Genomic DNA, 14,001 nt, shown 5'->3' with positions numbered 1-14,001 from the left:
GCTGGCCGCGGTCAACAACGTCGACTTCTCGGTGGCGCCGGGCGAGGTCTTCGGCTTCCTCGGGCCCAACGGTGCCGGCAAGACCACCCTTTTCAACCTGATTGCCGGCGCCTTGCAGCCGACCAGCGGCAGGATCCGTTTCCTGGGCGAAGATGTAACGGCGCTGGCCAGCCACGAGCTCTTTCACAAGGGCCTGGTGCGCACGTTCCAGATTCCGCACGAATTTCACAAACTGACCGTTCTGGAAAACCTGATGATGGTGCCGCCGTCCCAGCCGGGCGAGACGCTTTTCTCCAACTGGTTCGCCTGGGGCAGGGTCAAGGCTACCGAGAGCGAGGTCGAACGGCAGGCCTATGAAACCCTGGAGTTTCTGGAGCTGACCCACGTCGCTCACGAACCGGCGGGAAACCTGTCCGGCGGCCAGAAGAAGCTGCTCGAACTCGGCCGGACGATGATGACCGATGCCAAGCTGGTGCTGCTCGACGAGCCGGCCGCCGGCGTCAACCGGACGCTGCTGCGCAAGCTCGAGGCCAAGATCGAGATCCTGAACAAGGAGCGCGGCTACACCTTCATACTGATCGAACACGATATGGAAATGATCGAAAAACTCTGCGATCCGGTCGTGTGCATGGCCGAGGGCCGGGTGCTGATCGAGGGAGATTTCCAGACCGTGCGCTCCAACCCGCAGGTGCTGGAAGCCTATCTGGGCGAAACCACGGGAGATGCGGCATGACGGCGCTTCTTTCCATGGAAAACCTGACCGGCGGCTATGGCGACGCGAATATACTGGAAGAGGTCTCCATAAGCGTTGCGCAGGACGAAATCGTCGTGATCGTCGGCCCGAACGGCGCCGGCAAGTCGACCGCCATGAAATCGGTCTTCGGTCTGCTGACCATTCGCGGCGGGCGGATGCTGTTCGACGGTGACGATATTACCGGCTGGGCGCCCAACCGCATAGTTCAACGCGGCATCTGCTACGTGCCGCAGGTCGACAACATCTTCCGGGAAATGTCGATCCACGAGAATCTGGAAATGGGCGGCTTCCTGAAAAAGGGCGATCTTTCCGCTGCTTACGATCGGGTCTACACACTGTTCCCGGACCTGAAGGAGCGCCGCAAGACGATGGCCGGCAGCCTGTCGGGCGGACAGCGCCAGATGGTGGCCATGGGCCGGGCGCTGATGCTGGATCCGAAACTCCTGCTCCTGGACGAGCCGACTGCCGGCCTGTCGCCGAAATACATGGAACAGATCTTCCAGATCTGCCGGGACGTACGCGATGCGGGCGTTGCCATCCTGCTGGTCGAGCAGCATGCCAAGCAGGCGCTCGCCTTTGCCGACCGGGGCTATGTGCTGGCCGCCGGCAAGAACCGTCACGAAGGTACCGGCGCGGACCTTCTCGCCGACCGTGAAGTCGCTGAAATGTTTCTTGGGGGCTGACCGGTATGGATCTTCTTGAGCTTCTCAATTTTTATGTCATTCCGGGCCTCGTGCTCGGGTCCATCTATGCGCTCGGCGCGGTCGGCATCACTCTGATCTTCGCGATCCTGCGCTATGCCCACCTGGCCCACGGGGATCTGGCGACGCTTGGCGCCTTCATCGCGCTGGCCTGTGTCACCGGCCTTGGCGTGCCGCCGCTGGTGGCCCTGCCGATCGCGATCATCGCGACGGCGGCGGTTGCCGTCGGCATCGACAAGGCCTTCTACGAACACTTGCGGGAGCGGCCGAAGATCGTCACCGTGATGGCCTCGCTCGGCATCGCGCTGATGGTGCGGGCCGTCGTGCAGGTTGTCTGGGGTGTCGACACGGAGACCTACAGCCGCGGCATCGTCCGGCCGGACGTCTATTTCGGCCTGCGCATCCGCGACCGGGAGATCTATACTGTCGTTGCGATGCTGCTGCTGGTCGGCGGTCTGCAACTCTTCCTGACCCGGTCCAAATGGGGCAAGGCGATGCGGGCCATGTCCGACAACCCGAACCTGGCGCTGCTGTCTGGCATCGACAACAAGAAGGTCGTCATGTTGACCTGGGTGATCGCGGGCGGGCTGTGCGCGGCCTCCGGCTTCTTCCTCGGGCTCAATACGGAACTGAAGTCGCTGATGGGCTGGCAGATGCTGTTGCCGATGTTCGCTGCCGCGATCCTCGGCGGGGTCGGCCGTATCGAGGGAGCCGTCCTCGGCGGGCTGATCGTCGGCGTGGCCGAGGAAGTGTCCGTTCTGGTGATCCCGAGCGAATACAAGGCCGCCATGGCATTTGCCATCCTGCTGTTCATGCTGCTTGTGCCCCCGACCGGGCTGCTCAAGGGCAAGGTACTATAAGGGAGACCGGATCATGGAATTTCTGGGTCTCGTCAATTACGCCCTCTTCATGGCGATCTTCATCGCCATCTATGCGCTGCTGGCGCTGGGGCTGAACATCCAGTGGGGCTTTGCCGGTCTCTTCAACGCCGGCATCGCAGGTTTCTTCGCGGTTGGTGCCTATACCTCGGCGGTCCTGACGACCGAATCCGATCCCGGCCGCATCGGCGGCTTCGATCTCAATTTCGTCATCGGCTGGATCGGGGCCATGGTGGCCGCGGCACTGGTCGCCTGGCCGATCGGCAAGATCTGTCTGCGCTTCCGCTCCGACTATCTGGCGATCGCCTCCATCGGCATCGCGGAGATTATCCGTCTGGTGATCAAGTCCGAGCCGGTCCTGACCAATGGTGCCCGCGGTATTTCGGGCATTCCGCGCCCGATGGGCGACATCGGCTACACGGAATCGCAGGTTGCCTATCTGGCGATTGTCCTGGCCGTCCTGATCGCCGCCTATTTCCTGGTCGAGCGCCAGTTCAACGCGCCCTGGGGCCGGATGATGCGCGCGATCCGCGACAATGAGAGCGCCGCCAAGGCCATGGGCAAGGATGTCGAGGCCCGCCGCCTGGAAGCCTTCATTTTCGGCGCGGCCCTGATGGGGCTGGGCGGGGCACTGTTCGCCCATTTCAACCGCTCGATCACGCCGGAAGCCATCGATCCGATGGTGGCGACCTTCCTGGTGTGGATCATGCTGATCCTGGGCGGATCCGGCAACAACCGGGGGGCAATCCTGGGTGCCGCGGTGGTCTGGATCATCTGGTCCGTCTCGGAAATCGCCACCGACAGGCTTCCGCCCGAATACGCCATTCAGGCAAAATACATCCGCCTGTTCCTGATCGGCCTGATGCTGCAGCTGGTGCTGCGGTTCCGGCCCGAAGGCCTGCTGCCCGAACCTCTGAGGGGAGACCTGAGGGCGGACAAGCGGACATCGAAATAAGGAAGCGGGAACGCACTTTTCCCGTTTCCTTGTGCTGCCGCTTAACCTATGAGTGTGCGGCTCGAAAATCCAAAGACCCGGCAAAGACCGGATAATCGAGGAGGTATTCCAATGAAAACCAAGTTTCTTGCGCTCGCAGCCGGCCTGATGGCGGCTACCGCGCTGGCAAGCGTTCCGGCCAAGGCCGACGTCAAGATCGGTCTGCTCGGCGGTATTTCCGGCCCGATCGCCGCCATGGCGCCCGCCATGATCGACTCGGCCCAGCTGGCCGTGCAGCAGGTCAACGAGCAGGGCGGCATCGGCAGCGGTGAAAAGCTGGTCGGCGTCGTCGGCGACAGCGCCTGCAACCCGCAGAACGGCACGGACGCGGCCACCAAGGCGGTGAACATCGAAGGCGTGATCGGCATCGTCGGCCCGCACTGCTCGGGCGCGGTTCTGGCAGCCGCCGGTTCGGTCACCATTCCGGCCGGCATCACCCTGATCACCCCGTCCGGCACCTCGCCGGAAATCAGCAACCTTGAAGACAAGGGCACCGTGTTCCGAACCGTGCCGTCCGACGACTATCAGGGCCGTGCACTGGCACGTACCCTGAAGGAGCAGGGCTACGGCAAGGTTGCCGTTGCCTACCTCAACAACGACTACGGCACCGGCCTCGCCAATGCTTTCAAGGCTGAATATGTCGACGAACTCGGCGGCGAAATCACCGCCTTCGCGGCCCATGAAGAAGGCAAGGCCTCCTATCGCTCGAACCTGGCGGAACTCGCCAAGGGCGGCGCCGACACGCTGGTCATCTTCGACTACGGCGACGGCACCGGCCTCACCATCCTGCGTCAGGCACTGGAAAACGGCTTCTTCGAGAAGTTCGTCGGCGGCGACGGCATGAAGTCCGAAGCGGTCATCAACGAACTGGGCGCAGAAAACCTTGGCACCTTCGTGTCCTCCTCGCCGGTCGGCGAGAAGTCCGAGTCGCTCGACATCTTCAACGAAGCCTTCAAGGGCATCGGCGGTGACCCGGATGCGATCTTCGTCACCACCTCCTACGACGCCGCCTTCCTGCTGGCGCTGGCCATCGAAAAGGCCGGCGGCAACAAGGACGGTGTCGCGGCCGCCATGGTCGAGGTCTCCGACGGCGAAGGCGAAGCCATCCGCCCGGGCGAGTGGAAGAAGGCGAAAGAGCTGATCGCAGCCGGTACCGCCATCGACTACAAGGGCGCGGCAGGCGACCACAACTTCGACGCCAAGGGCGATGTTCCGGGCACCTACGCCCTGTGGGAAGTCGGCTCCAACGGCTTCGAGGTTCTGGCTGAAATGAAGTAAGTCTTTTCGTCAGAAGAGATTTGAAAGACCGGCGGTTCGAAAGGGCCGCCGGTTTTGTTTTGCGTTCCTGATCTCTCAGGATGACCTTGCCGGAAAATAGATTCAAGAGATAACCGGCCAGATTTCCACCCTTACCCCCTTCCCAAATTCCCGCTATACACCCCGCCATGCGTGATCTGGATGTTCTTGTTCTCGGTGGTGGCGCCGCCGGGTTGATGTGTGCGATTGAAGCGGGGAAGCGGGGCCGGAAGGTGCTGGTGATCGACCATGCCCGAAATCCGGCTGAGAAGATCCGAATCTCCGGAGGCGGGCGCTGCAACTTCACCAATCTCCATGCGTCGCCGGCGAATTTCCTTTCCGGGAACCCGCGCTTCTGCGTATCGGCGCTGAAGCGCTACACCCAGAACGATTTTCTGGGGCTTGTCGAAAAGCACCGCATAGCCTGGCACGAGAAAACCCTCGGCCAGCTCTTTTGCGACAACAGCGCGAAGGACATCATACGCATGCTGCTCTCCGAGCTGGAGCTTGCCGGCGGAGCGCTGCAGCTGGAAACGGAGATCAGGGCCGTCAGCAAGCCGGACGAGAAGTTTTCCGTGGCGACCTCAAAGGGTCCGCTGAGGGCGTCGTCCCTGGTGGTGGCAACGGGTGGGCCGTCGATCCCGAAGATGGGGGCGACCGGTTTCGGCTATGAGCTGGCGCGGCAATTCGGCCTCAGCGTCGTTCCGCCGCGCGCGGCGCTGGTGCCGCTGACTTTCTCGGATGCCAACAAGGACTTGTGCAGCCGTCTTTCCGGCGTTTCGGTGGACGCAAAGGTCTCGTTCGGCAAGACAACCTTCCGGGAAGGACTGCTCTTCACCCATCGCGGGCTGTCGGGGCCGTCGATCCTGCAGATTTCTTCCTATTGGCAGGAGGGGCAGCCGATCTCGGTCAACCTGCTGCCGGAAACCGACGTCTTCGAGGCCTTGCGCAAGGCCCGGCAGGAAACGCCGAAGCAGGATTTGAAAACCGCGCTCGGACAGCTGCTGCCGAACCGCCTGGTGGACGAGCTGTCGGGAGCCTTCGGACTGAAAGGCCGGCTGGCGGATCAGTCCGACAAGGTGCTGCGGCGGGCGGCGAACCAGTTCAACGGCTGGCAGCTGACGCCGGTCGGCACGGAAGGCTACCGGACGGCGGAGGTGACGCTCGGCGGTGTCGACACCAGGGAGCTTTCCTCCAAGACCATGGAAAGCGCCAAGGTGCCCGGCCTCTATTTCATCGGCGAAACCGTCGATGTCACCGGCCATCTCGGCGGCTTCAATTTCCAGTGGGCCTGGTCGTCAGGCCATGCGGCCGGGCAGTTTGTCTGACTTGATCCCGCGGCATCCCGGAACTTCTTTCGCGCGGTGCAGCAATTTTTGATGATCGCACCTCAAACGCCGTTATACTGAGCGAAATTTTGGCCTTCCTTCAGGAGGTCCTCTGTCGCCCAAACCTTGTTCTCCCTCATCCTGGGGAAGCGCGAAGCGCTGTCTCGAAGGATGGGGGCATTTTCCGGAACAAGCGGCCCATCCTTCGCGACGGACCTGACGGTCCTCTTCAGGATGTGGTGGGGGGCGTGGCGCGTTCTGAAAGAAATCCTTTCGATCGCTCCAATTCAGAGGAACGGCATGAAGCGTGTGACAATCCATGACGTGGCCGAGGCGGCCGGTGTCAGCCTGGCGACGGTCGACAGGGTGCTCAATGGCCGTCCGGGCGTGCGCAAGGTCACCATCGAGAAGGTGAAGACGGCCGCCGAGACGCTGAACTACACGCCGGATGTCTTTGCGGCAGGGCTGGCGAAGAAGCGGGTCTACCGGCTGCATTTTCTCATTCCCAACGGTCCGAACGCCTTCATGGAGGACCTGACGCGCGAAGCGCTTTCCCATGCCGCGACCATGAGCGGCGAGCGCATGCAGGTGCATGTGGAGCCGATCGACGCCTTTGACGGTCACCGGGTGGCGGGCACGCTGGCGGTGCTGGACAGGAGCGTTTGCGATGGCGTTGCGGTGGTTGCACCCGCCTTTCCCGAGGTCAGGGCCGCCATCGACCGGCTGCAGGACCGGGGCGTGCCGGTGGTGACGCTGGTCTCAGACCATCCGGCCTCGGAGCGAAGGCACTTCGTAGGTATCGACAACATTGCCGCCGGGCGTACCGCCGGGCGGCTGCTTGGCCGATTCCTGCCGAAAGCGCCTGCGAAGATCGGCCTGATTGCCGGGTCGCTCGGCCTCAGGGACCATGCCGACCGCTATGCTGGTCTCGGCCAGGTGATCGAAGCGGATTTCCCGCATCTGGAACTTTTGAAGGTTCGCGAGGGCCGGGACGACAACAAGCGGAATGCAGACCTGGTCGAAAAGCTCCTGGCAGAGCACCCGGACCTTGCCGGGCTCTACAATATCGGTGCGGGCAATCGCGGCACCATCGCCGCGCTGACTGCCTCGGGCCGAGCAAAACAGATCGTCTTCGTCGGCCATGAACTGACGCCCTATACGCGTGACGCCCTGCAGGCGGATGTGCTCGATGCCGTCATCGCCCAGGATCCCGGGCATGAGATCCGCAGCGCCATCCGCGTGCTGAAAGCGCTTTGCGACGGGGTGCCGATCATCGAGGGGCAGGAGCGGATCGGCATCGACGTGTTCCTGAAGGACAACCTGCCGGAGGCCGCAAATCTGGCGGATGCGGCCGAATAGTAGGTCGGAGCCGGCGGCAGGGTTGAGGCGGATTGACGCGGTGTTTTTCGGGCCAAAGGACTGAAGACAGGTCACTTTACGTAAAAGTGGTCTCTCACACTCAAATTTTTAGATTGACCTTTGCAACGCGGGCACGCATATCTAGTGCATGCGTTTGACACAACAGACAAACTATGCCGTACGCGCGCTGATGTATTGCGCCGTCAATCCGGACAAGCCGAGCAAGGTCGCGGATATCGCCGCCAGCTTCGACATGTCCGAGACTCATCTCTTCAAGATCATGAAGGTTCTGGTCGATGCCAATCTGATCAAGACCATCCGGGGCCGCAACGGCGGCGTCATGCTGGCCCGTCCGGCCGAAGAGATCACGGTGGGTGAAGTGGTGCGCGCGGCGGAGGAGAGTTTCCTGCTGGCGGAATGTTTCGATTCCGGCCGCAAGGATTGCCCGCTGATCATGTCCTGCGGGTTCAACGGCCTGCTGCATGAGGCACTGGAAGCCTTTATGGAAGTGCTCGACACCAAGTCGATCGCCGATCTTTCCGAGGATCGTTTCGGCATGCGGGACCTTCTGAAGATCGACGTCGCCGAACCGCCGCTGGCCGCGAACGCTTAGAATTCGGTCCTAATTTGTTTTGAAGGCGCCACCGTCAGGTCGGCGCCTTTTTTGTTTCGTTCCGGAAAAGGCCTGGCTGGCTGGCCGCTGAGGGAGAGGAGAGGGCGGTTGGCTTGCCTGGCATTTGGAACCCCCGGAATGACGGGGGGCCTGTCGGGTGGCAACCGGAGGACGCGATTTCCAGCGCCGTTTCGATCAGGCATTGCCTTGATAGAAAAACTTGAGTATGAGTGTCAAGTATAAAGTTGAGTTTCATACTCCTCTTTAAAAATCATTGTCGAAATGCTCTCTTCCGTGCCGGACATTCACGGTGAAAACGGGAAGGGAAATCTAGGGCCAAGGACCGATTGTGCGCCATGACACCGACCGCAAACAGCCAGAAACACCGCCTCTCCCTCAGGTCCGCCAATCGCGCCAGGGAGGCGTTTGCGGCCACGCCGCCAAGCGAGCCGAAGTCCGGCTACGACACCCGCGACCTCTTCAGCGGCAAGCGCCAGATCCAGATCCATCACAACGACGAAACCTACCGCCTGTCGATCACCAAGCAGGGTAAGCTGATCCTGACGAAGTAAGGAACTGGGCCTAGTTCCCTTCCCCACAAGGGGGAGGGGACCATTTCGGAAAAGCTTTCAAAGCCGCCAGCGGCGGGCGACCCCACAACCCCTCACGCCGAATAGATCGCTACCGGTTTGCCGACACCGCGCAGGGCATGTTCGCCCATGGCGTTGAGGCTTGTCTGCAGCTCCCCTGAAAGGGCGGCACGCACGGGTTCGGTCAGCAGCAATTCCTGCCCGAGTGGTTTGCAAAGGGATTCCACCCGGCTGGTCTCGTTGACCGCCCGGCCGATCACGGTGAAATCCAGCCGTTCCTCGCCGCCGACGTTGCCGAAGAACACTTCGCCGTGGTGAAGGCCGATGCCGATCTTCAGCGGGTGCCAGAGGCTGGGGTCGGGCAGACCGTCGGGCGGGTTTTCGTTGAAGGCGTCGATGGCGGCGAGCGCCGCCCTGGAAGCCTTGACCGCCGCATTGGCGGCAGCCGCCTCGCCCAGGGCCTTCTGGTCGAAGACGGCCAGGACCCCGTCTCCCATGAACTTCAGGATATCGCCGCCGTGGCTCAGGATCGCATCGGACACGCGATCGAAATAGGCGTTCAGGATCATGGTGACCTCCGGACCGCTCAGCCGGTCGGCGAGCTGGGTAAAGCCACGCATGTCGGACATGAGGACGACCGCCCTGATGGCCTGGCCGTCGCCGCGCCTGATTTCCCCGTCGAGCACCCGGCGTCCGGCGATGGGGCCAAGGTATGTGTCGGCGACGTTGCGCGCGATCCGCTGTACGATGTGGCGTTCTATGTGCAGCGCCAGAAGATCGATCAGGCCGCGAATGTACTCCTTTTCCACCGCCGGAAAGCCTCCGGGGCGGCGGGTGGCCAGCGTCATCGCATTGCGCTTTTCGTGGGACGAGCTGAGCGGCAGGGCGACATAACTGGTGTAGCCTTCGTCCGCCAACTCGCGCATCAGCGGGGCGGAACCGGCACCTTCCTCGCTCTCCAGGTCGACCTTGATCGTCTGCCCCTCGTTGATGACAAGGGAGAGCGGGTTGCGGGTGAAGGCTTCCGTTTTCGACGCATTTGCATCGGCTGCCACCTCGTCGCATAAACGATCCTGGCTGTTCCATACCCAGGAAAAGCCGATCACCCGGGGATGCAGCGTGCCGATGTGCAGGGTCGCGCGATCGATTGCGAGGCCGGCTGCCCTGCAACGCCACATGAATTCCTCGAACATCAGCATGACGTTGTCGATCCGTGTCGCCTCGTGCAGAAGCCAGGCGTGCAGTGCGTCGAGACTGAGCGTCTCAGGCGCGCAGGCCGGCCCCCGGACGGAGCGGTCGAGCAGATAGACATGGGGCGCATAAGTGCGCGGGGCGGGATCGAGCACGGGTTTGTTCATGGGGTCACCGGAAGAGAGGCTTCGCCCCTAATCTGGGCCTGATCGGAAAAAGTTCAAATGGAAAAGACGAACAGGGAACCGGGCGTGTTAATGGAACAAGCGGCCCATCCTTCGAGACGGACCTGACGGTCCTCCTCAGGAGGAGGGGAGTTTTTGCGGAACTTCCTGCAAGTTTACCCTCATCCTGAGGAAGCGCGACACGCTTTTTCGAAGGATGGGCCGCTTGTTCCAAAACAGCGTGAATCCAGACTTAGAACGCCGCTTCGACGCCGCCCATCTCCACATAAATGCTCTTGATCTGGCTGTAATACTCGATGGCCGCGTGGCCGTTTTCGCGGCCGATGCCGGATTTCTTGTAGCCGCCGAAGGGCATTTCGATGGGCGTCAGGTTGTAGGTGTTGATCCAGCAGGTGCCTGCCTGCAACTGGTCGATCACACGGTGGGCGCGCTGGATGTCCTTGGTGAACACGCCGGCGGCGAGGCCGAAGTCCGTGTCGTTGGCCCGTGCGATGACGTCGTCCTCGTCGCTGAAATCAAGCACGCTCAGGACGGGCCCGAAGATTTCCTCGCGGGCAATGCGCATGTCGTCCCTGACGTCGGCAAAGACGGTGGGCTGCACGAAATAACCGTCCGGAAAGCTCGGAACATTTGCCGCGCCGCCGCCGCAGACGAGACGCGCGCCTTCCTCCTGGCCGACTTCCATGTAGTGGAGCACCTTGTCCCACTGCTGGCGGGAGACGAGCGGGCCGATGTTGGTGGCCTCATCCAGCGGATCGCCGAGAACGGCCCCGGCGGTGCGCTCGGCAAGGCGCGCGACGAATTGTTCCTTGATGGCCTCATGCACGAAGACGCGGGTGCCGTTGGAACAGATCTGGCCGGTGGAATAGAAGTTGGCGTTGATCGCGGCTGAAACCGCGTTCTCGATGTCGGCATCCTCGAAGATGATCAGCGGCGACTTGCCGCCGAGTTCCAGCGTGGTCTTCTTCAGGTGCTCACCCGCAAGGGCGGCGACCTTGGCGCCGGTCGGCACGGAGCCGGTCAGGGACACTTTCGCGATGTCCGGGTGGGAGACCAGCTTGGCGCCGACATCGCCAAAGCCCTGAATGACGTTGAAGACGCCGTCCGGCAGGCCGGCCTCGGTGAGGGCTTCGGCGAGTTTCAACGCGCTCAGCGGCGTGACTTCGGAGGGCTTGAAGATCATGGCATTGCCGCACACAAGCGCGGGCGCGGCCTTCCAGCAAGCGATCTGGATCGGGTAGTTCCAGGCTCCGATGCCGAAGCAGATGCCGAGCGGTTCGCGCTTGGTATAGGCAAAGGAGCCACCGAGATCGATGTGTTCGCCGGTCAGTGTCGCGGCAAGGCCGCCGAAATATTCCAGGCAATCCGCGCCGGAAGCGGCATCCGCCACCAGTGTTTCCTGCAAGGGCTTGCCGGTGTCGAGCGTTTCCAGGACGGACAGCTCGTGGTTTTTTTCCCGCAGGATCTTCGCCGCGGTGCGCAGCACCCTGCCGCGCTCCGCCGGCGGCGTCGCCGCCCATTTCTTCTGGCCTTCCCTGGCGGATCGGATCGCCGCGTTGATCACGGCATCGTCCGCCGAGCGGATCTGGGCAATAACTTCGCCGGTGGCCGGATAGAGGGAATCGAACGGCGTTCCGCTGCTGCTTTCCAGATAAGAGCCGCCGACATAGTGCGAGGCTTGCGGTTGGGCGCGCATGATATGGGCTCCTGCTTGAAATGTCTGAACCGGCGGTGCCGGATTATCGTTAGCGCTGAGCGCTTTCCCAGGCGGGGTGGACCCACGGTTCCTGGTTGGACGCCGGAAGCGGGTCCTTGCCGAGGATATGATCAGAGGCCTTCTCTCCAACCATAATCGAAGGAGCGTTCAGATTGCCATTGGTGATTTGCGGGAAGATGGAGCTGTCCGCCACTCGCAGGCCGTCCACGCCGATGACCCGGCATTCCGGATCGACCACGGCCATCGGATCGTCCTTCGCTCCCATCCGGCAGGTGCCGCAGGGGTGATAGGCGCTTTCCACGTGTTCGCGGATGAAGCCGTTCAGCTCGTCGTCGCTCTGGACCGCGTCGCCCGGCTGGATTTCCTTGCCGCGGTAGGGTGCAAAGGCCTCCTGGCCGAAGATCTCCCGCGTCAGCCGGATGCAGGTGCGGAAGTCTTCCCAGTCGTCCTCGTGGGACATGTAGTTGAAGAGGATCGAAGGCTTGTCGTGCGGGTTGCCGGACGTCAGCTTCACCCGGCCGCGCGACTTGGAGCGCATCGGGCCGACATGGGCCTGGAAACCGTGGCCTTCGGCCGCTGCCTGGCCGTCGTAACGCACGGCGAAGGGCAGGAAGTGATACTGGATATCCGGATATCTGACGCCTGCCTTCGAGCGGATGAAGGCGCAGCTTTCGAACTGGTTGGACGCGCCGAGGCCCTGCTTGAAGAACAGCCACTGCGCACCGATCAGGGCCTTGGAGAAGAGGTTCCAGTGCTTGTAGAGCGTGATCGGCTGGGTGCAGGCCTGCTGCAGGTAAAGTTCCAGATGGTCCTGCAGGTTGGCGCCGACACCGGGCCGGTCGGCCACGACCTCGATCCCCATTTCGCTCAGATGCTCTGCCGGTCCGATGCCGGACTGCATCAGGATCTTCGGCGAATTGATGGAGGAGGCGGAGACAATAACCTCGCGGACGGCGCGAGCCTCGCGGATTTCACCGCCGGTTTCGAACTCCACGCCGACGGCGCGGCCTTCCTCGATCAGCACCTTGCGCACCAGGGCACCCTTGATCAGGGTCAGGTTGCCGCGTTTGCGTGCCGGCTTCAGGTAGGCATTGGCGGCAGACCAGCGGCGGCCCTTGTAGACCGTCATCTCCATGTCGCCGAATCCTTCTTGGCGCTCGCCGTTATAGTCTCCGGTTACCCCGTAGCCGGCCTGCTCGCCCGCTTCCTTGAAGGCGTCGAACAGCGGGTTCCACTTCGTGCCGCGCTGAACGTGCAGAGGGCCGTCAGTGCCGCGCCAGCCATCCTGGCCGCCGTGGCTGTGTTCCTGGCGCTTGAAATAGGGCAGGACGTGGCGGTAGCCCCAACCGGAGGCGCCCATCTCTTCCCAGGTGTCGAAGTCGCAGGCGTGGCCGCGCACATAGACCATGCCGTTGATGGAGGAGGAGCCTCCGATGACCTTGCCACGCGGGGTCGCCAGGCGCCGTCCGCCGAGATGGGGTTCCGGTTCGCTCTCAAAGCCCCAGTCGTAGAGCGGCATGTTCATCGGGTAGGAGAGGGCCGCCGGCATCTGGATGAAGGGACCGGCATCCGTACCTCCGAATTCCAGCACCAGCACCCGGTTGCGCGGATCCTCCGAAAGCCTGTAGGCCATGGCGCAGCCGGCGGAACCCGCGCCTGCAATGATAAAGTCAAACTGGTCGGTCATATGGGGCTCCGGTCGGATCAGTTGCCCGCTTTGCGGGTCGTATGCGCGGCGATCTGGGCTTCGACATAGTCCTCGACCATGTCGATGGCGGCCTGACGGTCGGGCTTGCGGTCGCGCAGGGCCTGCCGGATCCAGACGCCGTCGATCATCGATGCGGTGCCTTCGGCGATACGGCGGGCTTCGTCCTGGGACATGAATGATCTGAGGTTGTGTGTGAGGTTCGAGGCCAATCTGGCCGAGTAGATTCGCAGCAGGCGACGGTTGCTGTCCGTGGTGCGGGACTGGACGTAGAAGGCCAGCCAGGCGGCGATGACAGCCGGCTTGAACTGGTCGACGGCAAAGTTGCCGGCGATAATCGCGGAGATACGCTCACGCGGGGTTTCCGCCCGCAGGAGGTTCTCGCTTATGGCACGGCCAAGCTCCGTAAGGAGGTGACGCATGGTTGCCGCAAGCAATTGATCTTTTGAACCAAAATAGTGATGCACCAGGCCGCCGGACACACCCGCCCGTTTGGCGATTTGCGCCATGGTGACGTCGCTGTATCCGCGCTCGTGAATTGCATCGACAGTCGCATCGATAAGGCTGCGCCGGCGCTCTTCTTCCATTCCGACCTTGGGCATCATGATCTCCCGCTCTACCGGCATTTTTATTTTTAATTGATCAATCAATCAATGAAAACTTGCAAATTTTTCCGGTGGATGTTTGGAT

General features: G+C 62.4%; 13 protein-coding genes. 9 read left to right on the top strand and 4 right to left on the bottom strand.

Annotated elements, in window-relative coordinates:
• Position 1 precedes the first annotated feature (1 nt).
• The 9 genes from ACQY7U_RS08350 to hemP all read left to right on the top strand — a co-directional run bounded on the left by ACQY7U_RS08350 (position 2) and on the right by hemP (position 8,495).
• Entirely contained in the window at positions 2-733 is a 732-nt protein-coding gene (locus ACQY7U_RS08350; RefSeq protein WP_428643447.1) for an ABC transporter ATP-binding protein, read from the top strand.
• Positions 730-1,437 (top strand): ABC transporter ATP-binding protein, encoded by a 708-nt coding sequence (locus tag ACQY7U_RS08345; protein ID WP_428643446.1) that lies wholly within the window; start codon positions 730-732, stop codon positions 1,435-1,437. Before ACQY7U_RS08350 ends, ACQY7U_RS08345 begins: the two co-directional genes overlap by 4 nt.
• 5 nt (positions 1,438-1,442) lie before the next feature.
• On the top strand, positions 1,443-2,315 hold the full coding sequence (locus tag ACQY7U_RS08340; protein ID WP_428643445.1) for a branched-chain amino acid ABC transporter permease: 873 nt from the start codon (positions 1,443-1,445) through the stop codon (positions 2,313-2,315).
• Between the two features lie 13 nt (positions 2,316-2,328).
• Positions 2,329-3,288, top strand: a complete 960-nt coding sequence (locus ACQY7U_RS08335; protein ID WP_428643444.1) for a branched-chain amino acid ABC transporter permease — start codon at positions 2,329-2,331, stop codon at positions 3,286-3,288.
• Between the two features lie 111 nt (positions 3,289-3,399).
• Positions 3,400-4,605, top strand: a complete 1,206-nt coding sequence (locus ACQY7U_RS08330; protein WP_428643443.1) for an ABC transporter substrate-binding protein — start codon at positions 3,400-3,402, stop codon at positions 4,603-4,605.
• Between the two features lie 167 nt (positions 4,606-4,772).
• Positions 4,773-5,951, top strand: coding sequence for an NAD(P)/FAD-dependent oxidoreductase (locus tag ACQY7U_RS08325; RefSeq protein ID WP_428643442.1), 1,179 nt, complete (start codon positions 4,773-4,775; stop codon positions 5,949-5,951).
• A 300-nt stretch (positions 5,952-6,251) separates the two neighbouring features.
• Positions 6,252-7,310, top strand: a complete 1,059-nt coding sequence (locus tag ACQY7U_RS08320) for a LacI family DNA-binding transcriptional regulator (RefSeq protein ID WP_428643441.1) — start codon at positions 6,252-6,254, stop codon at positions 7,308-7,310.
• A 148-nt stretch (positions 7,311-7,458) separates the two neighbouring features.
• Entirely contained in the window at positions 7,459-7,923 is a 465-nt protein-coding gene (gene rirA / locus ACQY7U_RS08315) for an iron-responsive transcriptional regulator RirA (RefSeq protein ID WP_428643439.1), read from the top strand.
• Positions 7,924-8,279: 356 nt separating this feature from the next.
• The gene (gene hemP / locus ACQY7U_RS08310) at positions 8,280-8,495 is read left to right on the top strand and encodes a hemin uptake protein HemP (RefSeq protein ID WP_428643438.1); all 216 of its coding nucleotides are present in this window, start codon (positions 8,280-8,282) and stop codon (positions 8,493-8,495) included.
• A 92-nt stretch (positions 8,496-8,587) separates the two neighbouring features.
• Here the strand turns inward: hemP and ACQY7U_RS08305 are convergent, their stop codons facing one another.
• The 4 genes from ACQY7U_RS08305 to betI form a co-directional block, all read right to left on the bottom strand.
• Positions 8,588-9,871, bottom strand: coding sequence for an adenylate/guanylate cyclase domain-containing protein (locus tag ACQY7U_RS08305; protein ID WP_428643436.1), 1,284 nt, complete (start codon positions 9,869-9,871; stop codon positions 8,588-8,590).
• Between the two features lie 250 nt (positions 9,872-10,121).
• Complete coding sequence (betB, locus tag ACQY7U_RS08300) at positions 10,122-11,585, bottom strand: betaine-aldehyde dehydrogenase (RefSeq protein ID WP_428643435.1); 1,464 nt, start codon at positions 11,583-11,585, stop codon at positions 10,122-10,124.
• 49 nt (positions 11,586-11,634) lie between these two features.
• On the bottom strand, positions 11,635-13,293 hold the full coding sequence (gene betA / locus ACQY7U_RS08295) for a choline dehydrogenase (protein ID WP_428643434.1): 1,659 nt from the start codon (positions 13,291-13,293) through the stop codon (positions 11,635-11,637).
• Between the two features lie 17 nt (positions 13,294-13,310).
• Positions 13,311-13,913 carry a transcriptional regulator BetI gene (gene betI, locus ACQY7U_RS08290; RefSeq protein WP_428643432.1) on the bottom strand — a complete coding sequence of 201 codons (603 nt, stop codon included), beginning with the start codon at positions 13,911-13,913 and terminating at the stop codon, positions 13,311-13,313.
• Positions 13,914-14,001 lie beyond the last annotated feature (88 nt).

The organism is Roseibium sp. (assembly GCF_050301095.1).
Lineage (GTDB): Bacteria > Pseudomonadota > Alphaproteobacteria > Rhizobiales > Stappiaceae > Roseibium.
Note: the sequence above shows the minus strand (reverse complement) of the source record. Positions and strands in the feature narration are given on the sequence as shown.